Origin of the sequence: Sphingobacterium sp. FBM7-1, from assembly GCF_020687765.1 — a bacterium.
Taxonomy (GTDB): domain Bacteria; phylum Bacteroidota; class Bacteroidia; order Sphingobacteriales; family Sphingobacteriaceae; genus Sphingobacterium.
This window is the reverse complement of sequence record NZ_JAJEWJ010000012.1, coordinates 1-25,304: the sequence shown is the minus strand read 5'-3', so window position 1 is coordinate 25,304 and position 25,304 is coordinate 1. Positions and strand designations below refer to the sequence as shown.

Annotated in this window: 22 protein-coding genes and 1 rRNA gene; 15 read left to right on the top strand and 8 right to left on the bottom strand. The window is 45.9% G+C overall.

Features of this window, described 5'->3' with window-relative positions:
* Positions 1-66 precede the first annotated feature (66 nt).
* The 4 genes from LKO28_RS15060 to rsgA all read right to left on the bottom strand — a co-directional run bounded on the left by LKO28_RS15060 (position 67) and on the right by rsgA (position 5,375).
* Positions 67-753: a potassium channel family protein gene (locus LKO28_RS15060; RefSeq protein ID WP_227695861.1), complete on the bottom strand. Its 687-nt coding sequence runs from the start codon at positions 751-753 to the stop codon at positions 67-69.
* A 21-nt stretch (positions 754-774) separates the two neighbouring features.
* Positions 775-2,553 carry a TrkH family potassium uptake protein gene (locus LKO28_RS15055; RefSeq protein WP_227695860.1) on the bottom strand — a complete coding sequence of 593 codons (1,779 nt, stop codon included), beginning with the start codon at positions 2,551-2,553 and terminating at the stop codon, positions 775-777.
* 36 nt (positions 2,554-2,589) lie between these two features.
* Complete coding sequence (locus LKO28_RS15050) at positions 2,590-4,383, bottom strand: hypothetical protein (RefSeq protein WP_227695859.1); 1,794 nt, start codon at positions 4,381-4,383, stop codon at positions 2,590-2,592.
* Positions 4,384-4,454: 71 nt separating this feature from the next.
* Positions 4,455-5,375 carry a ribosome small subunit-dependent GTPase A gene (gene rsgA, locus LKO28_RS15045; RefSeq protein ID WP_227695858.1) on the bottom strand — a complete coding sequence of 307 codons (921 nt, stop codon included), beginning with the start codon at positions 5,373-5,375 and terminating at the stop codon, positions 4,455-4,457.
* A gap of 557 nt (positions 5,376-5,932) precedes the next feature.
* Here rsgA and polA point away from each other — a divergent pair.
* From polA to LKO28_RS14990, 11 genes are all read left to right on the top strand, one after another.
* Entirely contained in the window at positions 5,933-8,734 is a 2,802-nt protein-coding gene (polA, locus tag LKO28_RS15040; protein WP_227695879.1) for a DNA polymerase I, read from the top strand.
* A 4-nt stretch (positions 8,735-8,738) separates the two neighbouring features.
* Positions 8,739-9,851: a toxin-antitoxin system YwqK family antitoxin gene (locus LKO28_RS15035; protein ID WP_227695856.1), complete on the top strand. Its 1,113-nt coding sequence runs from the start codon at positions 8,739-8,741 to the stop codon at positions 9,849-9,851.
* 104 nt (positions 9,852-9,955) lie between these two features.
* A complete protein-coding gene (locus tag LKO28_RS15030; protein WP_227695855.1) occupies positions 9,956-10,609 on the top strand; it encodes a phosphatidylserine decarboxylase family protein in 654 nt (217 codons plus the stop codon).
* A 60-nt stretch (positions 10,610-10,669) separates the two neighbouring features.
* Positions 10,670-11,704, top strand: a complete 1,035-nt coding sequence (locus tag LKO28_RS15025; RefSeq protein ID WP_227695854.1) for a sensor histidine kinase — start codon at positions 10,670-10,672, stop codon at positions 11,702-11,704.
* Positions 11,705-11,775: 71 nt separating this feature from the next.
* The gene (locus tag LKO28_RS15020; RefSeq protein WP_227695853.1) at positions 11,776-12,423 is read left to right on the top strand and encodes a DUF47 domain-containing protein; all 648 of its coding nucleotides are present in this window, start codon (positions 11,776-11,778) and stop codon (positions 12,421-12,423) included.
* A gap of 33 nt (positions 12,424-12,456) precedes the next feature.
* Positions 12,457-13,467, top strand: a complete 1,011-nt coding sequence (locus tag LKO28_RS15015; protein WP_227695878.1) for an inorganic phosphate transporter — start codon at positions 12,457-12,459, stop codon at positions 13,465-13,467.
* Positions 13,468-13,713: 246 nt separating this feature from the next.
* Positions 13,714-15,099: an OmpA family protein gene (locus tag LKO28_RS15010; protein ID WP_227695877.1), complete on the top strand. Its 1,386-nt coding sequence runs from the start codon at positions 13,714-13,716 to the stop codon at positions 15,097-15,099.
* Between the two features lie 195 nt (positions 15,100-15,294).
* Entirely contained in the window at positions 15,295-16,704 is a 1,410-nt protein-coding gene (locus LKO28_RS15005; RefSeq protein WP_227695852.1) for a tetratricopeptide repeat protein, read from the top strand.
* Positions 16,701-17,450: a shikimate dehydrogenase family protein gene (locus LKO28_RS15000; protein ID WP_227695851.1), complete on the top strand. Its 750-nt coding sequence runs from the start codon at positions 16,701-16,703 to the stop codon at positions 17,448-17,450. The genes LKO28_RS15005 and LKO28_RS15000 overlap by 4 nt, the downstream gene beginning before the upstream one ends.
* A 24-nt stretch (positions 17,451-17,474) precedes the next feature.
* Positions 17,475-18,116, top strand: a complete 642-nt coding sequence (locus LKO28_RS14995; RefSeq protein WP_227695850.1) for an MBL fold metallo-hydrolase — start codon at positions 17,475-17,477, stop codon at positions 18,114-18,116.
* A gap of 4 nt (positions 18,117-18,120) precedes the next feature.
* Positions 18,121-19,362, top strand: coding sequence for an FtsX-like permease family protein (locus LKO28_RS14990; protein WP_227695848.1), 1,242 nt, complete (start codon positions 18,121-18,123; stop codon positions 19,360-19,362).
* A 13-nt stretch (positions 19,363-19,375) separates the two neighbouring features.
* Here LKO28_RS14990 and LKO28_RS14985 read toward each other — a convergent pair whose 3' ends face one another.
* A complete protein-coding gene (locus LKO28_RS14985; protein ID WP_227695847.1) occupies positions 19,376-20,023 on the bottom strand; it encodes a carboxypeptidase-like regulatory domain-containing protein in 648 nt (215 codons plus the stop codon).
* A gap of 58 nt (positions 20,024-20,081) precedes the next feature.
* Positions 20,082-20,351 (bottom strand): NifU family protein, encoded by a 270-nt coding sequence (locus LKO28_RS14980; protein WP_227695845.1) that lies wholly within the window; start codon positions 20,349-20,351, stop codon positions 20,082-20,084.
* A 228-nt stretch (positions 20,352-20,579) separates the two neighbouring features.
* On the opposite strand from LKO28_RS14980, the gene LKO28_RS14975 reads away from it, so the two are divergent.
* From LKO28_RS14975 to coaBC, 3 genes are read left to right on the top strand one after another with little or no spacing between them, the layout of a single operon-like run.
* A complete protein-coding gene (locus LKO28_RS14975; RefSeq protein ID WP_227695843.1) occupies positions 20,580-21,503 on the top strand; it encodes an outer membrane protein assembly factor BamD in 924 nt (307 codons plus the stop codon).
* Positions 21,504-21,532: 29 nt separating this feature from the next.
* Positions 21,533-21,862, top strand: a complete 330-nt coding sequence (locus LKO28_RS14970; protein ID WP_227695842.1) for a DNA-directed RNA polymerase subunit omega — start codon at positions 21,533-21,535, stop codon at positions 21,860-21,862.
* A gap of 9 nt (positions 21,863-21,871) precedes the next feature.
* Complete coding sequence (gene coaBC / locus LKO28_RS14965) at positions 21,872-23,083, top strand: bifunctional phosphopantothenoylcysteine decarboxylase/phosphopantothenate--cysteine ligase CoaBC (protein WP_227695841.1); 1,212 nt, start codon at positions 21,872-21,874, stop codon at positions 23,081-23,083.
* On the opposite strand, the gene LKO28_RS14960 is transcribed toward coaBC, so the two are convergent.
* Positions 23,070-24,437 carry a methyltransferase RsmF C-terminal domain-like protein gene (locus LKO28_RS14960; protein ID WP_227695840.1) on the bottom strand — a complete coding sequence of 456 codons (1,368 nt, stop codon included), beginning with the start codon at positions 24,435-24,437 and terminating at the stop codon, positions 23,070-23,072. The genes coaBC and LKO28_RS14960 overlap by 14 nt on opposite strands.
* 134 nt (positions 24,438-24,571) lie before the next feature.
* Between LKO28_RS14960 and LKO28_RS14955 the strand changes: the two genes are divergently transcribed.
* Positions 24,572-24,955, top strand: a complete 384-nt coding sequence (locus tag LKO28_RS14955) for an SRPBCC domain-containing protein (RefSeq protein WP_227695839.1) — start codon at positions 24,572-24,574, stop codon at positions 24,953-24,955.
* Positions 24,956-24,996: 41 nt separating this feature from the next.
* On the opposite strand, the gene rrf is transcribed toward LKO28_RS14955, so the two are convergent.
* Positions 24,997-25,108, bottom strand: a 5S ribosomal RNA gene (gene rrf, locus LKO28_RS14950).
* Positions 25,109-25,304 lie beyond the last annotated feature (196 nt).

The window sequence follows — 25,304 nt, the reverse complement described above, 5'->3', positions numbered from 1 at the left end:
CTTCTAAAGGTTATCTTCTTTTACATCAACGCCAAAAATATATAAATAATTGGAATCCGCAGGCTATTAATCGGTTTTTTGTATTAAACGCTGAATGTTGGAGAGTTCGCCGAACAATACGAGCAGATCGCCTTCGGTCAGTTTTGTTTCGGAGCTGGCTATACCGGATGCTTCGTTGCGCTGGACGGTCTTCCCTCCTACTTTTTCTTCGTATGACTTGACCGTGGTTAAAACGATCACTTTGTACTGGTTGGTGAGGTTGGCTTCTTTGAGGGTCATCCCGACGTATTTTGTGGGAACGCGGGTTTCGACAATGCTATACCGATCGGATATCTTGAAGGAATCGATAATATCGACGTTGTCCAGCCGCATGGCTAACCGCTCGGCGGCTTCTTCTTCGGGCATGATATAGTCTTCGATCTGCATGGCTTCGAGGACGTTCTTCTGGAGCTCGGACACGACGCGCCCAATGATCCGCTTGACATTTAGCTGCTTGAGCAAGGCGGTGGTGAGCAGGGAGGCGCCTTCGTCTTCGCCGATGGCGACAATCACGGCATGGGAATCTTTGAGCGGCAGCGAGGTCATGGCATCGCGGTCGGTCGTATCCATGCAGACGGTATGGGTGATGCGGTCTTTGAGCTGCTCAACGATGGATAGTTTTTTATCGACGGCGATCACTTCGTGCCCCTGCTCTGTGAGGTGGATGGCGAGTGATTTCCCGAAATGTCCGAGTCCTAAAACGATGTACTTCATAGGTGTGTTATTTGTTTTTTATCAAAACAGTATTTTTTCCGTTGGATAAATATAGCTTTTGTTTCGTGTGTTCTTAATAAAGGCCACCAATAAGGTGAGGGTGCCGACACGACCGACAAACATCGTAGCGGCTACAATAATCTTGCCTGTGGCGGATAAGGAGGGGGTGATCCCCAAACTCAGCCCGCAGGTGGAATAGGCGGAGACGATTTCAAACAGCAGGGCTTTCATCTCCTGCTGGGGGTCGCTGACGTTTAGCAGCACGAAGCTCAGGGTGATGGTGAGTGCGGAAAGCACGATGATGGCAAAGGCTTTGTTGACCGACTCGACGGCAATACGGCGTTTGTAGATTTCGATGGATTCTTTGCCGCGGGCCAGGGCTAGGATATTGAGCACGGCGAGCGCGACGGTGGTGACCTTGACGCCGCCGCCGGTAGATCCTGGGGAGGCGCCCATCCACATCAACGTGACCATCATAATCAGCGTGGGTGTGGCGACAAAATTGATGTTTACGCTGTCAAACCCGGCTGATCGGGCGGAATTGGCCATAAAGAAAGCGGTGATCCAATCGCCGACGGGCGAGGTATCGTTAGCTAGGGTATGCTGCTGCTCCATCAGGTAATACGAGACGGTGGCCGCGACTAATACGACGGCGTTGCACAGCAGGATAAAACGGGTATTGAAGGTAAAGGCGCGTGGTTTATGGATAAAGGGCTTGCGCAACAGCAGCGCATACACGAGTTGCTTGGCTTTCTGCCGCAGGAAGGTATAGAAATTGTATACGGTACCGAAACCGAGCCCTCCGAGGATAAACGAACAGGTGATGGCGAGCTGGAAGCCATAGTTAAACCGGTAGGTATCGGGCGTGATGCCTTCGTGCAGGATGGTGAAGCCGGCGTTACAGAAGGAGGAGATGGCGTGGAAGGTGGCGTAGAATATGCGTTCGCTCACGGTGCTGAACAGGGCGGCATCTAAGGAAAGAAAGATAAATATGCCACCGATGAGTTCGAAAAAGAGGGTGATAAAGATGATGGTAAGCAGGGTGGAGATGACGGAGTTTAGTTTGTTCTCGCCTAGTATTTCGCCGAACATGAGCTGGTTCTTATAGGAAAATCCTCCGGAAAAAAAGTAGCCGAAAAAGCCGGTAAAGGTCATGATGCCTAAGCCTCCAATCTGGATAAGCAGCAGGATGACGCTCTGCCCGAACAGGGAGAAATTGGTGGAGATATCGGTGACGGTGAGGCCGGTGATGCAAACGGCACTGGTAGCCATAAAGAGGGCGTCAACAAAGCTCAGCGGTGCCAGCAGGGTGGTGCGGGGGAGCATGAGCAGGATGGTGCCGAGCAGGATAAGGGCCAAAAAGCTGATGACAAAAAGGATGGTGGGGTTGAAATAGAAGTTATCGAAGAAGAGGCTGTTGCGGGAGAGTTCGGACAGGAAAACCAATGCGATACCGAGATATACCCATTCCATTTTGGCGAAATAATCCCAGCCGGCTAGCCGGGAGACGCTAATGAGCAGGAAGTAACCGAGTAAAATCAGCCCGGAAATATGGGATACGTTGATCTTCCGCTGGGCTAGAATGGCGGCGACGGTGCGGACTGTGCCGAGCGCAAACAGGAAGTAGAACATCCCGACGACGGTATCCTCGGATGTTTCGGCGAGCTGTTTGTCGGTAATATAGCCAATATGCGCGAGGGTCATGACGGCGCACACCATGCTGAGGTAGAACATGGTGCGATCCACCAGTTTGTTTCGATATTTCAGTAAAAATTTTAAAAAACCAATGATTGCATCCATGCTGGTTATCTTCTCGTGCTTAAGGCGGGTTGTGTATTATTCTTTTTCTTTTTTGAATAACCCCCTAAAGAAGCCTTTTGTTTTGTGGCTGGTTTCTTTGGTTGCTTCTACGGCATTTTTGGTGACTTCTGCCCGCTCTTTCCATTTCTGCTCCCGCTCTTTACTGATGCCGGCGGTTTGTTTAATACCTTCGAGCAGGTTCTCCCACAGATTTTTAAAGAACGTGTGTTCGGGAACGCGCCGGCGGTCGATTTTACCGGTATGGTATTTTTCGTTGGCATCGGGGTTACTGTCGTTGATGATGATCTGGTTGACGAGAAACGAGACTATTTTGAGCGATCGGCTCTTGCCTTCATTGGGATCTGCCTTGATGGAGATTTTGAGGTTGTCGTAGTCGAACCGAAAGTCGCCGCGGCTGCGGTAGTCGGTTCCGCTGACGTTAAAGCGGATGCCGCGGATGTTGCCGGAGGCGATTTCCACATTGAGCAGCGGGAACAGAATGCGGTTAAACTCGGAGGCATTCATCCGCCCGAGGGTCCCGTTATAGCTGTGCGCGCCGTTTTTACTCAGCATATCAAAGCGGAACTGGGTACGAAGCTGACCTTTGTTCATAATGTGGGCGGACAGGTTGGCCTGCATATACTGGTTCTTGGCCAATGCCAGGGAATCGTTGGTAACGTTGGTAAGCGAGCCGGTGACGCGGTTGAAACTGATCTCGCCTTCGCGGGCGTACTTCTGGCTCATTTCGCCGTACACGACGTCGACTTGTTGTACAAAGACGCTGTCGATATGAATTATGTTCTTGGCCCGCATCAGGTTTTGATGGGGTGCCCGGCCGATCTGGTTGACGGGCTGCTTGGGGAAGCGCTTGTCGCCGTATAGTTTGACATGCCCGTTTTTGGCGTAGGCGCGCTGTGCGACGGTTTGCTGTTTTTCGATCAGCTTTTTAAAATCGAGCTTCTCGAGGTAAAGGGTATCGAAATAGAGGTCGGTACGGGTGAAGTTCTTGCGGTATTTTTTGTAAAAAGCGGCTTTTTCCAGCGTAGGTTTATAGCTGGCCCGGGTAAGCAGGACGGTCTGTGCCTCGGTATTGACTTGTAGGGCTTCGAAGTTGGCAGTGTAGTCTCCGGAAGGTGTAGACAAGGGGTGTTTAAAGCCGGGCACAAAGGCTTCGATCCGTTTGGTGTAATAGAGGCGCGTGGTGTCGGTGTGGCTGTTTTCATCGACTTGTATATCGGCGATCTGTATCCGGAGGCTGTCTAAACCGAAAGCTGTCTGTTGTTTGTCTTTTCCGACTTTGCTGTAGTGGAATGCTGCATTCTCGATATCTACCTGCCCGATATGAATGGCGTGAAATACGTTTTTGACGCTTTCGTAAAGGCTCTTTTTAGGTTTGGGCGTGCTCAGGGTATCGTTGTAAGCGTGGTACTTGGTCGCTAACTTAATGCGGGGATCGGTGAGCGCGATAGACTGGATGTTTAGGGTTCGGTTACGCAGAATGTCCAGGATACCGAAGCGTTTTACTTTTAGTTCTTTGACCTCGATGTCATAGAGGTTATCGGGCGCGGTCTCGGCGGATTCCATATGGGCGTACACGAGTGTATCGGCTCTTAGAACGGCATTTTTTAAGGTCAGGTTTCCTAATGCGATAGCCATATCTAGCTCGTCGTAAGTAAGCATGTACAGACTATCGGTTGAACTTTTGATAAGTTCTTGTAGCTGTTCTTCGACAAGGGGCTTCCAGTTACGCGAAAGGTACCAGGAGATACCTGCCAAAGCGATGACCAGCAAGGTCAGCGTGCCGATGATCCATTTCCAGATGGGCTTCATATAGTTACGTTTAGTGACGTTCTTCTGTGTAAATATATTATTTTATATGCACTCCGCACACAACTCGCTGGCTAATTTCTGGTGTCCTGATTGTTGTATATGCTGAGGTAGCTATCGTAACGGGTGGATTGGATATCTCCGCTTTGGACCGCATCGATAACGACGCATCCGGGCTCGTTGATGTGCCGGCAGTTGTGGAAGCGACAGGCATTTAAACGGGCACGCATTTCTGGAAAGAAATGGGCGAGTTCGCCTTGTTCGATATCAACAATGCCCAGCTCGCGAATACCGGGGGTATCGATTAGTTTCCCGCCGAAGGAGAGATCGATCATTTCGGCAAAGGTTGTGGTGTGTTTTCCTTTGTCGGACCATTCGGATATTTCGCCGGTTTTGAGGGCGACTGTGGGTTCGATTGCGTTGATAAGGGTGGATTTTCCGACGCCGGAGTGACCGGAGACCAGGGTGGTTTTATCCTGAAGTAGCTGCCGGATCTCCGCCAGGTTGGTTTTATCTTGTGCGGAAACGGCGTAACAGGGGTAACCGATCTGCTCGTAAAGCTCCATATAGTCGCGCAGGATGTCTAGTCCGTCTTCGGAGAAGAGGTCTAGCTTATTGAAAACGAGTACGGCCGGAATGTCGTAAGCTTCGGCTGTAACTAAAAAACGGTCGATAAAGCCAAAGGAAGTGGGCGGCGATGCTAAGGTAACGACCAACAGGGCTTGATCGAGGTTAGCCCCGATAATCTGGACTTGTTTCGAAAGGTTGATGGAACGGCGGATAATGTAGTTTTTACGGGGCTCTAGTGCGGTAATAATGGCGCTTTCCTGGTCAGGCTCGTGCTCATAACGCACCCAGTCGCCGACGGCGATGGGGTTGGTAGCCTTGATGCCTTTGGTCCGGAACTTCCCTTGGATACGGCAGGGTATGCGTTTGCCGTTCTCGCCTTCTACCACATACCAGCTTCCGGTTGATTTTGTTACCAAACCGCGCATAGTTACAGAATGTTTTTAGTTGCCATTATTTAACAAAGATACTTTTTATTCCCCTTTTTTCTTGATAAAAAAGGGGGCAAAAAATCAAGACTGAATATGGTTTTGCTATTTTCCATTGTCTATGCCTAAACAGCATGGAACTCGCTTTGCTCAAACAACATGCTGTTTTTAACGGCATAGCTGCTGGAAAATGGTCGCAAAACAATATAAGGTCCTTTAACTCCGCCTAACCGCGGAGCGTTGTTAATCGCTTTATTACGCATTTTGTACCATCCCCCATTAACCTTAAAAGATCACATCCGGATGTTTGACAACTGCAGAAATTCATCCTTAGTACAATCCCATATGTCAAATATTTGAATGGACAACAAATTTTTGACAGTTGCAAGATATTGTACCATCCCCTAATTAACATTTAAAGGTCGCATCCGGATATTTGAAGTATGTAGAAATCTCCACGTTGCACGATCCATTATTTCAAATATCCGAAGCGACGATTTTTTTTGCTTCTTTTTTTAAGGTAAAAAAAGAAGAAGAAAGGTATCTTTGTTAATATGGTGAAAAAATTATTTCTGCTAGATGGTATGGCCTTGATATACCGGGCGTATTTTGCGTTGAGCAAAGTGCCTCGCCTGACTTCCTATGGTTTGAATACGGGGGCGGTGATGGGTTTCACAAACACCTTGCTGGAGGTGTTGAAGAATCAACAGCCTACGCATATGGCGGTGGTCTTTGATACGGAGGCGCCGACCAACAGGCACTTGGAGTTTGCGGCGTATAAAGCACAGCGAGAGGCTATGCCGGAGGATCTGGCGAAATCAATTCCTTTTATTTTTCGCCTGATTGAGGGTTTCAATATACCGATTATTACAAAAGATGGTTTTGAGGCGGATGATATTATCGGTACGCTGGCTAAGAAGGCGGAGGAGGCGGGGTATACGGTGTATTGTATGACGCCTGATAAGGATTTTGGGCAGTTGGTTTCGGATAATATCTTTATCTATAAACCGGCCCGTATGGGCAATGGTGCGGAGGTACTGGGGGTGCCGGAAATTTTAGAAAAGTGGGAGATAACAAACGTATCGCAGGTGATTGATATTTTAGGCTTGTGGGGCGATGCGGTGGATAATATACCGGGTATTCCGGGCATTGGCGAAAAAACGGCGAAGAAACTGGTCCAGCAGTACGGATCGGTGGAGAAGCTGATCGAAAATAGCCATGAGCTGAGGGGAAAACAGCGGGAGAATGTGGAGACGTTTGCGGAGCAGGGGTTGATTTCCAAAAGATTGGCGACGATCTTACTGGATGTGCCGGTGGAGCTCGATGAAAAGGGGCTGGAAATTGAGGCTCCCAATCGCGAAGTGCTGGAATCGCTGTTTGCGGAACTGGAGTTCCGCACGTTAGGAAAAAGGGTCTTTGGCGAGGATTACAATGTGGTGGAGAGCGGGTCCAAAAACCCTTCGGGCCAGATGGACTTGTTTGCTGCAACGCAGCCGGAAGCGGCGGTGAATTCGGCGCTGGCTCCTACGGAACCGCTACTGGCCGGATTAAACGTGCACAACACGCCGCATGAGTATATTTTAGTGGACACGCCGGAAGGGCAACGCCAACTAGCGGCGCAGCTGGCGGCTTTACCGAAGTTTTGCTTTGATACGGAGACGACTTCGATCGATGCGCTGATGGCGGATATCGTGGGTTTTTCCTTCGCGTTTGAAAAGGGAAAGGCCTATTATGTGCCGACGCCGGCCGACCGGGAAGAGGCGCTGGCGATTGTGGCTATTTTTAAGGAGGTTTTTGAAAACCCGGGTATTGAAAAAGTGGGCCAGAATCTGAAATACGATATCTTGTTGCTCTCGCGCTACGGGATCCGGGTACAGGGCCCGTTGTTTGACACGATGATTGCGCATTACCTTATTGATCCGGACACACGTCATAATATGGATATTTTGGCGGAGAATTATTTGGGATATACGCCCATTTCGATCACGGAACTGATCGGCCCGCGAGGTAAAAAACAGGCGAATATGCGGGATGTGGAAATCGAGAAAGTGGTGGAGTATGCGGGGGAGGATGCGGATATTACTTGGCAACTGCATGAGGTATTGAAGCCGTTGCTGGAGGAGACGCATACGCTACGCCTAGCGGAGGAGGTGGAGTTTCCGCTGATCTATGTTTTGGCAGAGGTGGAAAAAAATGGGGTGAAGATTGATGTGGACACTTTAAAGACGTTTTCGTTGGCGCTGGAGGGCGACCTGAGGCGCTTGGAAAAGGATATTCATGAAAAGGCGGGGGTACATTTTAATATTGCTTCGCCAAAACAGCTGGGCGAAGTATTGTTTGATAAGCTACAGCTTGATCCCAAGGCAAAGAAAACGAAAACGGGACAGTATAAAACGGGTGAGGATGTTTTGCTGGCTTTGGCGCACAAGTCGGACATTGTACAGGATATCCTGGATTTCCGACAGCTACAGAAGCTCAAATCGACTTACGTGGATGCGCTACCGGGACTGATCCATCCGGAGACGGGCTTGATCCATACGTCGTACAACCAAGCGGTGGCGGCGACGGGGCGCTTGAGCTCGACGAACCCCAATTTGCAGAACATCCCGATCCGTACGGAACGGGGCCGTGAGGTACGTAAGGCTTTTATCCCGCGCAAGGCGGGGAATGTGTTGCTTTCTGCGGATTATTCGCAGATCGAATTACGCTTGATGGCTTCGCTCAGTGAGGATAAAAATATGTTGGAGGCTTTTGCGGCGGGGCATGATATTCACCGCGCTACGGCAGCACGGGTGTATGGTATTCCGCTGGAGGAGGTGACGAGCGACCAGCGTAGGAATGCAAAGGCGGTGAACTTCGGTATTATATACGGGCAGTCTGCTTTCGGGCTTTCGCAAAGTTTGGGTATTCCGCGAAAGGATGCGGCGGCTATAATCGACCAATATTTTTCGCAATACACGGGCATTCAGGAGTATATGCGAAAAGCTATTGAGTCGGCCAAGGAGCATGGCTATGTGGAAACTATTTTAAAACGCAGGCGTTATTTAAGGGATATCAATTCGGCAAACATGACGGTACGCGGTTTTGCGGAACGAAATGCGATCAATGCGCCTATTCAGGGCTCGGCGGCTGATCTGATCAAGATTGCGATGATCAATATCCAACGGGATATCGTGGAAAAGGGCCTGGCGGCAAAAATGATTATGCAGGTGCATGATGAGTTGGTGTTTGATGTACCGACTGAGGAGGCGGAGGCGTTGAAAGCGCTGATCACGGAGCGTATGACGACGGCGATCGAACTGCAGGTACCTTTGGAAGTGGAGGCGGGAACGGGCAGCAATTGGCTGCAAGCACATTAATAGTATGCAACGAACGGGTTTATTTCTTCTTTTGTTAATGGTGTCTTGCTGGACACGGGCGCAACAGGTGGATAGTACGGCCAAGGTGACCTTGCTGGAGAAGGCGCCTATGGGGCTTGTCCGTTTTTATTTTGACGATTATTATTACTTGGTAGATAAGGATTGCGCGTTTAAGTCTATTGAGCGGGTGTCGCAATTTCTGGTGGATAAAAATGTATTTCACGGGGATTTCCGAGATTTTGACCGCAATGGAACGGTGGTACTCTCTGGCCACCATGATGAAGGGATAAAGCAGGGTCTGTTTAAGGCTTTTCACCCGAACGGGACATTGAAATGGGAGGTTATGTATGAAAACGGGAGCCCGACGGGGGATTGGAAGTATTATTATCCGGATGGAAAGCCGATGCTGACGGTCCATTATGGCGAAACGGCAGGGCGTATCCTAGCTTTTTGGGATCGAAGGGGACGGCAGCTAGTACGTGACGGAAATGGTAACTATACGTTTCGAATGCCTTTTGCTTTTTATAATGAATATGGGTATCCTTTTTTTGAGCGCAAGGGACGCTTACGGGATGGGTTGCCGCGGGGTTATTGGACCACTCATCTGCTCGACGAAAGGGAGCAGAAAGTATTGTATACGGAGGAGATCTTCGATGACCGGGGAATGCTGGAGGAAGGGCATGACTTATTCTTGGATGCTGGATACCGCACGCCTATGGCAATGGTACCGACTCCGTATTTTTATACGGCGGAAAGATTGCTTTCTAAACCTTGTACGTTTGATGACCATAGTGGATTTAATACGTATCTGTCGGAAAAATTTAGCGCGATGCTACGCAGTAGCCCTACCTTACGGAATATAACGGATACGTTTAGTTATGAGGTGGAATTGGACGCGGAAGGTACGCCGCAGAAGGTTGTGTTGAAAGATGCGTTGGCTACGGAGGAACTAAATCGCTACTTGGAGCTCGTATGGAACGAGATTCCATTTTATTTTCCATCTAGGGATGTGGAGGGGAATGCTATCGCGGATACGCTCACGGTACGAGGCAAGCTCAGCATCAACGATGCGGGACTGTTTCATTTCCACAGCTTCGGGATTGAAAGGGGAAAATAGTGCTCAACGGACGAGGAGAATTACATATAGTTCATAATATGCGACCAATTAATGCATATGAAAGTGATTTTATGTAAGTTTGTAAAAAATTTACCCATTACGCAATGAAATTCCATAAAGAAGGATATACGAGTTTGGCCATCGTGGTATTGTTTGTTTTTGTCATCAATGCGCTGGCCGACTATTACGACGCGTCCGTTTACGTAAAGTGGTTTTTGTATGCGCTCTCGGGGTTCTTACTGATTACTATTCTCCAGTTTTTCAGAAGTCCGATAAAACGGATTACACCGGATGAGCAAATCGTTCTGTGTCCGGCGGATGGAAAGGTGGTTGTTATCGAGGAAACAGAAGAGACGGAATATTTTAAGGATCGGCGGCTACAGGTTTCTATTTTTATGTCGCCGATCAATGTCCACGTGAATCGTAACCCGATTAGCGGCGTCGTATCTTATTTTAAATATCATCCGGGAAAATTCTTGGTCGCTTGGCATCCTAAATCGTCTACGGATAACGAACGGACGACCGTGGTCGTGAAAAATAGTGCCAACGTGGAGGTGCTTTTCCGACAGATCGCTGGCGCCCTGGCGCGACGTATTGTGTGGTATGTGAAGGAAAACGATGTGGTTACGCAGGGGGCAGAGTTTGGCTTTATCAAGTTCGGCTCGCGGGTGGATTTGTTTTTACCACTGGGGACCGAGCTGTCGGTCAATATTGGCGATAAAGTGGTGGGCGGAAAAACGGTGATCGCAAAAATATAGCATAAGCTTGCCTAAATTGCTGCAGGTTTTGTACTTTAGAGATACGTTAGAGGAAGTTTCATGAATCTGAGCATTTTTACGCTTCTTATTTCCGGCGGTATCGCACTGCTGATCGCCGCGACAGACTATTTGCATCGGGGAAACCTGACGGTATCGGGGATCATCTTTGTTACGGTCGCCATCATCTGCTACATTTTTTTACTCAACATTTTTGAACGGTTCATCTATAAGCGGATCCGAAATATCTATAAGCTTATCCGAAACCTAAAACTGGACAAGGGCTTGAAGGATGCGCTGGGTGAACAGATCACGGATGACCCAATCCGTGATGCGGAAAGGGAGGTACAGGACTGGGCTAGGCAACGGGTATCGGAACTGGACAAATTACGGGAACAGGCCAAATTTCGAAAAGAATTTCTTGCTAATATTTCGCACGAATTTAAGACGCCGCTCTTCGCGACGCAGGGGTATGTAGAAACCTTACAGGATGGATTGATCGATGAGGATCCGGAAATGGCGAAGAATTTTCTGGAAAAGGCGGCTCGCAATCTAGACCGCCTGAGTTACTTGATACAGGATCTGGATGAGATATCGAAATTGGAGATGGGTATTATTTCGTTGACGATAGAAACGTTTGATATTGTACAATTGATAAGGGAATGTATCGAGGATTTGGAGGGAAAGGCGCTGCAGCATGATATTCAGCTCGTATATAAGGGTAAGCAACACCAGCCTATACCGGTGAGGGGGGACCGAAAGCGGATTCAACAGGTGCTGATCAATTTATTAGAGAACTCGATTAAATATGGTAATACGGGTGGGAGGACGAGTGTTTCGATTTTCCCGCTACTTGAACAGGTGCTGGTGGAGGTTACGGACAACGGTGTGGGTATCGAGGAAAAAAACTTGCCGCGGGTGTTTGAGCGTTTTTTCCGGACGGATGCAAGCCGATCGCGTGAGGTGGGTGGATCGGGTATCGGCCTGGCAATTGTAAAGCATATTATAGAGGCGCATGAACAACAGGTTAACGTACGCAGTACGAAAGGTATAGGGACTACCTTTGGTTTTACGTTGGAACAGCCGAAGCATGGTTAATTTAGCATAAACTTATTAAACTTAACATTAACTTAACATTGCATTCATAATTTTGCACAAATTCAAACACTATGTCTTTAAATAGCATTTTTCAGTATTTTGTTCCGAAGGATAAGAAGTTTTTCCCTTTGTTTGAACAGGCCGGCGCAAACCTTATCGAGATGGCTAAAGCACTGCAGGAATCGGTGTACATGACCGATTTGACAAAACGTGCGGCACTGAATAAAAAAATCGAAGATCTTGAACACAAGGGAGATGATATTACTCATCAAATCCACTTGGAGCTAGGTAAAAATTTCATCACCCCGTTTGACCGGGAAGATATTCACTCTTTGGCGAGCTCGCTAGATGATGTGGCTGACTTTATCCAAGGGGCGTCTAACCGCATGGAGCTCTATAAGGTGGAAACGCCGAGCCAAGCGATGAAGGAAATTGCAGACTTAATCTTGGAGGCAACGGATCATGTGGCGAAAGCGCTTAACGAACTCCGCGATCTGAAAAATATCCGCAACATTACGGATTCTTGTGTGCGGATTAATAGTGTAGAAAATAAGGCTGATTATATTTTCGATAAAGCTGTTAGCGAACTTTTCGAGTACGAAAAAGATGCCATCACATTGATCAAGACGAAAGAGGTGCTTTCTGCTATGGAAGACGCAACGGATAAATGTGAAGACGTAGCGAACGTATTAGAAAGTATTTTAGTTAAAAATGCGTAGTATTCTAGGCATTAAGAAAGCATAATTATTATGATGATTTCCACCTTATTGATCGTCGTTGTCGTCCTGGCTATCGCATTCGACTACATCAATGGTTTCCACGATGCGGCTAACTCTATTGCGACGGTCGTATCTACTAAAGTATTAACTCCTTTTATGGCCGTACTCTGGGCCGCTATCTGGAATTTTGCAGCTTATTTTTATTTTACGGATCACAAGGTAGCTAATACCATCGCCAAAACGGTTATCGAGGAATATATCACCTTGGAGGTGATATTTGCGGGATTAGTGGCCGCGATTTCCTGGAACTTGTTTACTTGGTATTATGGGGTTCCTTCGAGTTCGTCGCACACGCTCATCGGCGGGTTTGCGGGTTCGGGGATGGCTTATGCTTGGTTTATGGGTGCTAATCCTATTACGGCTGTCAACCAGGCGGCTATTTTAAAGATTGCTGCATTCATTGTCCTGGCTCCAGTCATTGGTATGATTATCTCGATTATCATTACCTTAATTATTATGAACATCGCGAAGAAGGCGCGGCCATCGACTGCTGAAAAGTGGTTTAAAGTCGGGCAGTTGATATCCTCGGCGGGTTTAAGTTTTGCGCACGGAGGGAATGATGCCCAGAAAGTAATGGGTATTATCGCGACAGCATTGATTGCGGAACAGGTGATTCCGGATTTTGAAGCGATGCCGGCTTGGGTACCGTTATCTTGTTATGCGGCTATTGCGGCTGGAACGATGAGCGGTGGATGGAAGATTGTGAAGACCATGGGTACGAAGATTACTAAAGTAACGCCCCTGGAAGGGGTTGCTGCGGAAACGGCTGGCGCGGCGACCTTGGGTATTACGGAACACTTCGGCATTCCGGTATCGACAACGCACACGATTACGGGTTCGATTATCGGTGTTGGGGTAGTAAAACGGGTGTCGGCTGTGCGCTGGGGGGTTACGATCAGTCTTTTATGGGCCTGGATATTGACCATTCCCGTAAGTGCGGTGCTGGGTGGCATCACGTTAGCTATTATTCATTTCATCCTGTAGTGATTTAAATTCCAAACACTTTTTGTAATCTTTTATTGATAATCGGATAAAAAACTTAAAAAGTTTGGCGGTTCTAAATAATATCTATACTTTTACGCGGGCAAATTCGTTGTAGAACAACAAATTCGCACTGTAAACATAAAATTTTAACACTGTCGATTTTTTGGCATCGTTCTTGTTAATGTTATGTTAAATTTACAAAAGGAAACAATTTTAAAATTTTTAAATAACCTTAAAAACAAGAGTATGAACTATTCTACAATTAAAAAAACAGCTGTTGCAGCGTCTTTAGTAGCCGCATTAGGCTTCGCTGAACACGCACAAGCGCAAACTCCAACTGTATTTGGTGGAAGATCACAATACAGAACTTGGTCTATCGGTGTACAAGGTGGTATCACTTCTCCTAATGTACTTGTTGGTGGTCAAAATGGTTTTGGTCAAAAAGTAGGCTACTTCCAAAATAAAGTTGGTGAGTATTATGGCTTGACTATCCGTAAGCAATTCTCTCACCTATTCGGTTTAGAATTAGAAGGTAACCGTGGTCGCATCAAAACTTACAACCATGATGTTTCTGGTCCTGCTGTCGAAAATAGTTACGGTGCACGTTCTGCAGAGACTTCCGTAAACTGGGCTGGTAGCTTGAACGGTGTATTCCAATTAGGTACTATCGATTTCTTGAGAAGAGAAAATGCAGTTAACTTCTACGCTAAAGTAGGTTTAGGTGTAATGGCGCACAACCCTGTACAATTTGCAAATAACGACTTTACAGGTGCTGAGGTTTATAACAATAAAGGTAACTGGGGTGACGAAGTTTTCGGAGACCGCGAAAATGTGGGAGATAGAGATCACCGCTTAACGGCGTTTGTTCCGGTTGGTGTGGGCGTGAAATTCAAATTGTCTGAGGTGGTTGCCTTGAACTTGGGTTACACGATGAACTTCACAGATGACAACTTGTTATATGGTCCGGTTCGTTTCGACGGAAAACAAAAGTTCTCTAACGTTTATGGTGGTTTAGAGTTTACTTTAGGTTCACGCGACAAAGAAAACTTAACTTTCGCAAACCCTGTTGCTACATTGTACGACGAGTTGAAAGATCCTTCTTTGCGTAATGAAGTTGAAGCGTTGAAACAACGTGTATCTACTTTAGAGGGTACTGTTGATCAATTGAGCAAAGACTCTGATGGTGACGGTGTATCTGATAAATTCGATAAATGTCCTAACACGCCTGCTGGTACACCAGTTGATGGTTCTGGATGTCCTATCAAATTCCCTGAGCAAGTGGCACAAAATAACGCTACGCAAGGTGAATACTACGCGCCAATTCAATTCGAGTTTGATAGCTCTGTATTGAAAACTGAATCTTATGCTACTTTAGATAAATTAGCGAAAGAGATCCGTGATAACAACTCTTCTGTAAACTTAGACGGTTATGCTTCTGCTGAAGGTACTGAAGCTTACAACATGAACTTGTCTAACGACCGCGCGAATGCAGTTAAACAATACCTAGTTAACGCTGGTGTATCTGCTTCAAGTGTTACAGCGACTGGTTACGGCGAGGAAAACCCTATTGCATCTAATGCAACAGAAGAAGGACGTGTTCAAAACCGTCGTGTTGAAATCAAAGTAAAATAAGGACTTCTTTTTTAAAAAAGAATAAATCCATAGTGAAAGCCGATCCTGCGTAAGGATCGGCTTTCTGTTTATTATCAATATTTTACGCTATCTTTGCACTACTGTATGTGAAAATGTGGAAAACAAAATGATGGGTTATCACATTTTCTTCATAAATTTCTTCTACGGTACTTATAGTTAAATGAAAGGAGTGATATGGAAGAAGATTTCGAATTTGGGTCGCCTGAAGAACAAAGGCTGTCTGTAGATCGATACGAGGAAATGCTCCGTAATGAGGATCAATATTTTTTTGATGCGAAAGCTTTTGAAAGTATCATGGAGTATTACACCGATAAGGACGATCCGGTCAAGGCCCTCCAGGTAGCCGAGTATGCTAAAAATCAACATCCTTACGAATCGACCTTCCTACTTAAGAAAGCTCATTTGTATATGCGCACCAATCAGATCGATCGGGCGCTGGAGGAATTGGATAGGGCGAGCATTCTGGAACCTAATAACGGGGAGGCATTCCTGCTAAGGGGTAACATTGCGCTTTTACAGGGGGATTTGGAAGAAGGTGAACAGTTTTTCTTGCAAGCGATCGAATTGGGTGAGGATTCGGCGGAGGCTTATTTCCAGATAGCGGAGCTTTATCAAATTCAGGGAGAATATGAAAAGGCCATCAGCCAGCTCAAAAAGTCGCTGGAGGTGAATATGGAGAATGATGATGCGCTCCACGCACTGGCTTTCTGCTACGAGATTGTGGACAGACCTGAGGAGTGTGTGGCCTTCTATAAATCGTATATCGATTCGGACCCCTACTCCTACGCGGCTTGGTTTAACCTCGGCTTGGTATACGAGCGTTCGAATAATTTTGCCGATGCTATCGACGCGTATGATTATGCGATTTTGATCAATGAAGCTTTTGTACCGGCTTATTTTAATAAAGGCAATGTATTGGTCAATATTCAGAAGTATACGGAAGCAATTGATGTTTATAAACAGACGTTCGAGTATGAGCGTCCTACCGCTGATGTGTATTGTGCGATAGGTGAATGTTATGAGAAACTGGAGTTGATGGATGAGGCGCGCGAGAATTATAGAAAGGCGGTTAAGCTTGATCCGCTTTTGGCGGATGCATGGTTTGGAATCGGTGTGACGCTGGATTTTGACGATCGTTATTTTGAATCGCTACATTTTTATAAAAAGGCGCTGGAGTTAGAGGATAGCAATCCGGATTATTGGTTTGCGATCGCGGATGCCCGCTATAAGTTGAAGCAGTTTGAAGAGTCTGAATTTGCTTATAATAAGGTGGTGCAGCTTAACCCCACGGATGTAGAGGCTTGGCTTGATTTCTCCTCTATTTATTATGAACAGGGTAAGTATGAGGAGGCTATTGGTGTGATTGCAGACGCTATCAAAAAAAACCCGGAGGCTTCGGATTTGTATTACCGACTGGTGGCTTATTTGTTTGCGCAGGGAAAATATAATGAGGCGCTGAATTTCCTGGAATTGGGCTTGGCAACGAATCCGGACAAATTTCACATTTTGTTCGATTATCTGCCGCAGTTACAGGGAAATCAAATTATCGTTGATATGATCAACAAATACAAAAATAACTCATGAAGAAACTCGGATTGATCGGTTATCCGCTTGGACATTCTTTTTCTAAGACGTTTTATCTGCAAAAATTTGAACGGGAACAGATCATGGACGTAGATTATGATCTTTATCCGATGGAGGATATTTCTGGTTTTCCGCAGTTATATGAACGGGATAGGGCTTTTTATGGGTATAATGTTACGATTCCGCACAAGCGGAATGTAATGCGGTTTTTGGATGAGTTTTCGCCGGAAGCGGCGGAAATCAATGCGGTAAATTGTATACAGGTGCGCTGGCAGGGTGACCGACCGTATCTGAAGGGGTTTAATACGGATGCTTTTGGTTTTGAGCAATCGTTGACACCGCTGCTAAAACCAGAGCATCGGTCTGCTTTGATTTTTGGGAATGGTGGCGCAGCGCAGGCGGTGTTTTATGTGCTACGCAAGCTGGGTATTGCTTTTAAGGTCGTCAGCCGTAGTAGAAATAATGGTGACTTGACGTACGCTGATCTGTCGGAAGATTTGATCGCTTCGCATAAGCTCCTCATCAATTGTTCGCCGGTGGGTACGTTTCCGCATGTAACAGCGGCACCGGATATTCCTTACGACGGCATCGGTACGGAACACCTCCTCTACGACCTCATTTATAATCCGGAGGAAACGGCTTTCTTAAAAAAGGGAAAGGAACGTGGGGCGACGGTAAAAAATGGCCACGAGATGCTGGTGTTGCAGGCGGAAAAGAACTGGGAAATCTGGCATCAGCAGGACTAGCGCTTATTTTTTATTTTTATTCGTATGTTACGTGTACACGCTTTTGTATTTAACGCTTTTCAGGAAAACACCTATATCGTATATGACGAGAATGGTATATGTGCCATTTTCGATCCGGGCATGTCTAACCACGCGGAGGAGGCTACGTTGGTTTCCTTCATCGAACAACAGGGTTTAAAACCTATCGCATTGTATAATACGCATTGCCATATCGATCATGTATTAGGCAATCGTTTTGTTTTCGAAAAGTATGGTTTGATTCCGCAATTTCATGAGGGGGAAGTTCCAGTGTTGGTTGCTGTGGATAATATGGCGCCGGCGTATGGCTTTCGCTATGAAACGTCACCTATTCCGGAAACGTTTTTGACGGAAGGACAGGTTGTAAAGATCGGCGGGGATAGTCTTCGGCTATTGTTTGTGCCCGGGCATTCGCCGGCACATTTGTGTTTCTATGCGGAAGAGGATGGCTTCGTCATCGGTGGGGATGTGCTTTTTCGCAATAGTATCGGTAGGACGGACTTGCCGGGAGGGAATCACCAACAGCTACTCGATAACATCCGACAGCAGCTATATACGCTCCCTGACGAGACGTTGGTTTATCCTGGTCACGGTCCTTCGACCAACATAGGGTTTGAAAAGGAAACGAATCCATTTGTCCGGGGATAAACATATGAAGCTTTCGCTCTTTTTTGCTAAACGTTATTTATTCTCTAAGAAATCGGTCAATGCCATTAATATCATATCAACGATCAGTGTTGTTGGGGTCTTGGTGAGTAGTGCTGCGTTGGTTATCGTACTTTCCTTTTACAATGGTATGGAGAATCTGATTCTCTCGCTCTATAGTACGTTTGCTCCGGAGTTGCGTATTGAGCCGGCTAAAGGAAAGGTTTTTGATGCGAACTTACCGGAGTTTTTGGATCTGCGAGAAGATGAGGCCGTAAGGAGTTATTCAGAGATCCTGGAGGATAAGGTGTTGGTCCAGCATGATAATCAGCAATTTGTAGCACAAATTAAAGGGGTCGAGCCTCAGAGCCTTATCGCTGTAGACCATCGAAATATGCTGTATGCTGGCAGCTTGGAGATTGATCGCGATAGTGTGCCGGGGGCGTTAATCGGCGCGCAAATACAGGCTAATCTGCGGGTTTCTTTGGATGGGTTTGATTCGAGTATCCATCTTTTCTCTCCGCGGAAAGGGGCCTCTGGAACAAGTATAAATCCCATGGATGATATTAACATCCGCCAGTTGGGTACGGTGGGTGTTCTTCATTATGAACCGGGGTTCAATGACCTTATTATTACGCCGCTTAGCTTCGCAAGAGATTTATTGAATGAACAGGATCAGGTTTCGGCCATCGAGATCTATACGAAAGATTCGAGTGGGGTAATGAGTTTTCAAAAGGAAATACAGCGTAAACTAGGGGATGATTTTATCGTGAAAAACAGGGAGCAGCAAAACCCATTGCTCTATAAAACGGTACGCTCCGAAAAATGGATTGTGTTTTTTATCTTGACGGTAATTGGCGTTATTGCCATATTTAATATTATTGGATCGCTGACCATGTTGGTGATCGATAAGAAGCAAGATATGACGGTATTGGCTAGTTTGGGAGCAGATAAAAGCTTGATTCAGCGGATTTTTTTTCTGGAGGGTGTCATGATTGCTTTTATCGGCGGGTTGATGGGGATCGGGGTCGGGTTTGCTTTCTGTTTACTACAGGAGCGCTTTGGTATTATCCGAACAGGTGAGGGCGTGAGTCCTATCTTGGATATCTATCCGGTGGATATTCGTATGCTGGATTTTGTGCTGGTATTCCTGACCGTAATGGTCGTTGCTATTCTGGTGTCCTACCTGGCATCGTTACTGAGTGTTAGGGAACTTAAAAGAGATACCGGTCTACGCGCGATAGATTAATAGGAGTGGGCTCCTAATATTCGAGCCGCTTTCTACTATAATCGCCTTTGACAATCGAGTTGATAAAGGATCCCCAAGCAAATGGACTAAATAAGGGGTTGGCGAAACGTTGGTTAATGGCTTTATTGGACATGTTGATGTGCCGTTGCATCGAGTTAAATGTCTGGATTTCTCCTGCGCTTCGCGGTACTACTTGAGAGAGTGCTGCTAGGGCCTCCGGCGAGAGGCTGTTCCGGATACGGGATATATTGTCGTCGCTGACGTCCAAAGACATAAATGCCATGTTGAATTCTTCGATACTGGCCCAAGGGAAAGGCATAATAGCGGGTAGCTCGATAACGAGACTTTTCATGTTAATCCTGGCTGTAAACTTATCGGAGATGGTTTCGGGAATGACGAACTCCGCGGGTTCAAAACCGACGGATGTAAATTTTATGGTATCGCCTACGTGGGCAACGAATGAGAAGAAACCTTCGTTATTGGCGGCGTGTACTTGGTTGTTGTAACTGGCGTTGGTCACGGTAACAAAGGGCACAGGAAGCTCGCTCCCAACAGAACTAATAAGCCCGCTGAATTGAATGATCTTCTTTTCTTGTGCTGACAGGGTAAACCAAGACAAGAAAAATATCCCTATAAACACCAAATAAAATCTTCCCGCCATGTTACAAATTTATACAATCTCTATCCAAGAGAGCTGTTAATTTTTGTTAATGCCCGCTTTACATTGGGGTGATGGCATTGGGATCGTTCATATCTGTCAAATTGATCGCCTCTACACGGATAATTTCTGGGACGGCCTTCTTGATGGCTTGTTCGAGACCTGCTTTAAAGGTCATGATGCTCATGGAACAACTAGCACAGGTCCCTAGCAGCTTCAATTTAACGACATTGTCTGGAGTAATCTCTTCTACTACGACGTTTCCGCCATCCTTTTCTAAATAAGGACGGATCGAATCCAATGCCTGCTCTACGCGCTCTTGTAATGTCATCTTCTGTTTAAAACCTTTGTTATAGGTGTAAAGATAGGTAATTTATTAAAATTTATGCTTATTCTCAACCATAATCAACAAGAATTCAACATTCGGTTGACAGAAGACCAGCTAGCGGTTAAATAATGTTAAACACCTTGTTGTTAGTATGTTCTGCCTTAAAATATCGGTATCTTGCTTCCCTAAAATTTAATTGAATCTTATCTGAATTTGACGTATCTTTGTAAAATGTTTTTAAATAGACGTATTTTTTCCTTATGGGTGGGGGTGTTGCTGATTGTATTGGCGGGCAGTTGCAAAAGCAAGTTCGAAAAACTTCGTGCGAGCAATAATATTGCCATGAAATATCAGGAAGCAGTTAAGTTGTACGAAAAGAAAAAGTACAGTAAGGCTATTATCCTTTTTGAGGATCTGCAAACGAAATACCGCGGACAAGCGGAAGCGGAAGATCTTTATTATTACACGGCGTATACGGCTTACCGTTTACGGGATTACACAGCCGCTAGGTATCATTTTAAGAATTTCTCGACGACTTATCCTAATAGTCCCCGGGCGGAAGAGTGTCGTTTTATGGCGGCGTATTGCTTTTATGTAGATTCTCCGCGCCCCTCTCTGGATCAGGAGAATACGCGCAAGGCTATAGACGAATTGCAGTTATTTATCAACCTCTATCCGGAGGGAGAACGGGCTGAAGAGGCGGGCGAGCTCATACAAAATTTACGTGATAAACTAGAGCAGAAAGCGTTTGCAAATGCGAAGTTGTATTACGATATGGGGCAGCCGGATGATTATCGGGCGGCAGTCATTGCTTTTGAAAGTATGCTGCGTCAGTACCCCGATACGCGCTATGCGGAGGAAATTGAGTTCTTGATTTTAAAATCTCAGTATCTGTTTGCACAAAATAGTATGCCTTATCGACAAGAGGCGCGTTATAACGAGGCGATTGATTATTATCAGTCGTTTGTGGAAAGTTATCCGGAGAGCAAATACAAAAGAGAGGCGGATGATTTACGATCCAGCGCAGAGAAACAGATCGCTTATGTCGTTAGACGCATGGATGAAATAAATAAGATGCGGCAGGAACATGAACGGGAATTGGGTATTACCAAAGAAGAAACTGCGGTACAGGAAAGTGCACCGGCAATACAATAATTATCTGATATTTATAATACATTTTAAAGATGAGTCAAAATAAAAACACGGCTATTCCTTCTTCCACGGTGACGCGTGATTTGAGACAATTAGACCTTGGAACGGAAAATATTTACGAATCGATCGTCGTGATCGCTAAGCGTGCCAACCAAATTGCGGTAGATGTGAAAGAAGAATTGAATGGGAAATTGGCAGAGTTTGCTACGACCAGCGACAACCTAGAGGAGGTTTTCGAAAACCGTGAGCAGATAGAAATTTCTAAGCATTATGAACGGATGCCAAAGCCGTCACTTGTAGCGATAAACGAGTTCTTAGAAGACAAGATTTACTTTAGAAATCCTGCTAAGGAGCAAGAATAGCGATCGCCAATGTCATTAAAGGGCAAAAATATAGCAATTGGGGTATGCGGCGGTATAGCCGCATACAAAATTGCATCGCTTGTCCGTCTTTTGATTAAGGAAAATGCCAACGTCCAGGTGCTAATGACACCCGATGCCAAGGAGTTTATTACCCCGCTAACCTTGGCGACACTATCTAAACGCCCTGTTCTGTCTGATTATATTAATCGTCATACAGAAACTTGGAACAATCATGTGGATCTAGGCCTTAACGCTGATCTACTCTTAATTGCGCCTGCTACTGCCAACACGTTAAGTAAAATGGCGCATGGTGCATGCGATAATCTATTATTAGCTACCTATCTTTCGGCAAAATGTCCGGTCATGTTTGCTCCTGCCATGGATCTGGACATGTGGCTACACCCTAGTACACAGGAAAATATTAAACGGCTGCAAAGCTTCGGCAACATCTTGATCGCTCCGGGAAGCGGGGAGCTGGCCAGTGGTTTGATCGGTGAGGGTAGGCTTGCGGAGCCGGAAGAGATCAAACAACAGATTCAGAAGTTCTTTAACGGTGCGTTGCCTTTGGCGGGAAAACGTGCTCTGGTATCTGCTGGTCCAACGTACGAAGCTATTGATCCTGTCCGTTTTATCGGCAATCATTCCAGCGGAAAAATGGGCTATGCAATTGCGGCAGCTCTGCAATCGCTGGGTGCGACAGTGACCTTGGTAAGTGGTCCGACGGCGCTACCAACACCGTTGCACGTCGTTCGACATGATGTCACATCGGCTCAGGAAATGTTGGAGGCTTGCTCTGCCTATTCGGAAGCTTCGGACATTATCGTGATGAGTGCTGCTGTCGCGGATTATACACCGGCAGCGCCGGCAAACCAAAAGATTAAGAAAAAAGAGGGAAGTCTCGAAATTACGTTAAAGAAAACAACAGATATTCTCGCAACTTTAGGCGAACGGAAAACCGCCCGCCAAACCTTAGTGGGGTTTGCGTTGGAAACGGAAAACGAAATGCTAAATGCGAAAGACAAACTAAAGCGTAAAAACCTAGATTATATTGTACTTAATTCTATGCAGGACCAGGGAGCTGGTTTCGGCGGAGACACTAACAAGGTTACGCTTATTGATCGTTCCGGCAAAGTGGAACGGCTGGCATTGAAAAGCAAAGCAGCGGTAGCACATGATATCGCGGCTGTTATTGCCGCGCATCAAACCATTATAAATGCATAATCCGAACCTCTTTCGGATAATAGTTATTTACCCTATTGGGTAATACCTTTACCCAGCCCAGATTTGTACCATCGTAACGCACTAAACACCAACCCGTAAGGATGGCCGGGAAGTCGGTAACAGCTAAACTTTCTTTTCGCAAATATTTGAGCGCAACTTCTCGTGTTACGTCTTGTGCGGATAAATCCGTTTTAATATGGACACTGCAGGCCAAATCGTGTGAGGGAATTAGCTCGCGTCCGTTCCATTTTCCGATATTGACGCCCGCTTGCTTTATATATAAAACTTGTTGATACCAACGGAGGTCCTCTTCATATTTTTTGGGGAATATATGGATATGTTCATCGTGTATAAAGGCCATGTGGTTTGCGGGCTGCTCCGTCCAATCCGAAAGTACCTTCGTAGGCACCGAATTTTTTTCGCTTTTTATCTTCTTCCGACTAAAGCTAGGTTGTGTTTCGGTTTTTCTCAATACGGCTATAAAAAAGCCTTCTCCTTTTAATTTATGGGGATAGAAACGATATCCAAATGCTTGATGTTTCGGTGATTGAATCTCCGCTATACCCCATTGGGAAGGAAATCTGATTGGAATAGATTCAAAACCATATTCTTCTTTGATCCAATCGAGAATATCTTCATTTTCTTCGCTGGAATAAGAACAGGTCGAATAAAAAAGATAGCCCTCGGTGGCAAGTGTCGATATGGATTCTGCTAGAATTCGTTTTTGCCGGTCGCTGCATAATTTTACATTCGCAAGTGACCATTCATCGATGGCTCCTTCGTCTTTACGAAACATTCCCGACCCGGAGCAGGGTGCATCAACAACCAGTAAATCAAAGTATCCGGGCAAACGGCTAAACGTCGATGGATCGTTGTTTGTTACAACGACGTTTGATACGCCCCAGCGAACGATGTTATCACGTAAGACATGAGCGCGTGATTTAATCACCTCATTGGATACGAGGATGCTTTCGCTGCCTAGATAGTCTGCTAGCAAAGTGGATTTGCCGCCTGGCGCTGCACAGAGATCAAGTGCTCTTATAGCTTTATTCTCCAGCTCGAGTTCTTGTAAAATATGTGCAATACACATCGAGGATGCTTCCTGAACATAATAACATCCGGCATGATATAAGGGGTCTAGCGTGAAAACTGGTCGTTCGGTAAGATAATAGCCTTTGTCGCACCAAGCCACAGGAATTGCGCTTTTAAAGGGAACACTGGTCTGCTTCCAGGGGTTCAAACGAATGGAGGTAATCTTGTCTCCTTGTTCATGTACTTTATTAAATGCTGCGGCGTCGAATCCCTCTTGTTCATTCAACCGCTTTACGAGCTCATTTGGCAAAAAGTTGCTCATTCTTTAATAGCCTTCATATGTATATCTTTATGCGTTAGCATCTAATTAGTACCCTATCAAACGTGGATATTTCTGCGTAAATTTACCACAATCAGAAAAAAATCACAATACTGTAGCGTAGGTAAATTAATATTATGAAGAATTTTAAAAAGTATTACATCGTCAGTGCTCCACCGGAAGACATCTATAGAGCGTTAACGACTGAGATTACTATTCGGCTTTGGACTGGAGATGAGGTGGAAATCGACCCGCGAGAAGGTGGCGAATTTGCTATGTGGGACGGTGCAATTACGGGAAAATTTATAGAGTTGGATCCTTTTAAAAAAATAGTTCAACAATGGTATTTTGGTGAACAGGATGCGGACTCTATTGTCACGATAAAACTTCACGAGGTTAATAAGGGCACCTCTTTCGAGTTGCAGCATACCAACATTCCAGATGACGCTTATGATGATATCGTAGAAGGTTGGAACGACACGTATATGGCTTCGCTCATCGAATTCTATGATGAAGACTAACAAAAAAAGCCCCTGCAGTTACCTGCAGGGGCTTGTATAAAATTTGGCGCCGACCTACTCTCCCACCTGTTACGGCAGTACCATCGGCTCTGGCGGGCTTGACTGCTCTGTTCGGAATGGGAAGAGGTAGACACCGCCGATATAGGCACCTGAATATCGTGACCGGATTTATATTATATATACAACCTACCTATCGGTAGCATACATCCGGCTTAAATGACATATAAAGATATAGAAAAGAAATACATAAAAGAGGACAGCGGATCTTCCGGCGCGGAAAGCTTCGGGCTATTAGTACCACTCGGCTATGGTATCTCTACCTGTACACCTGTGGCCTATCAACGTAGTA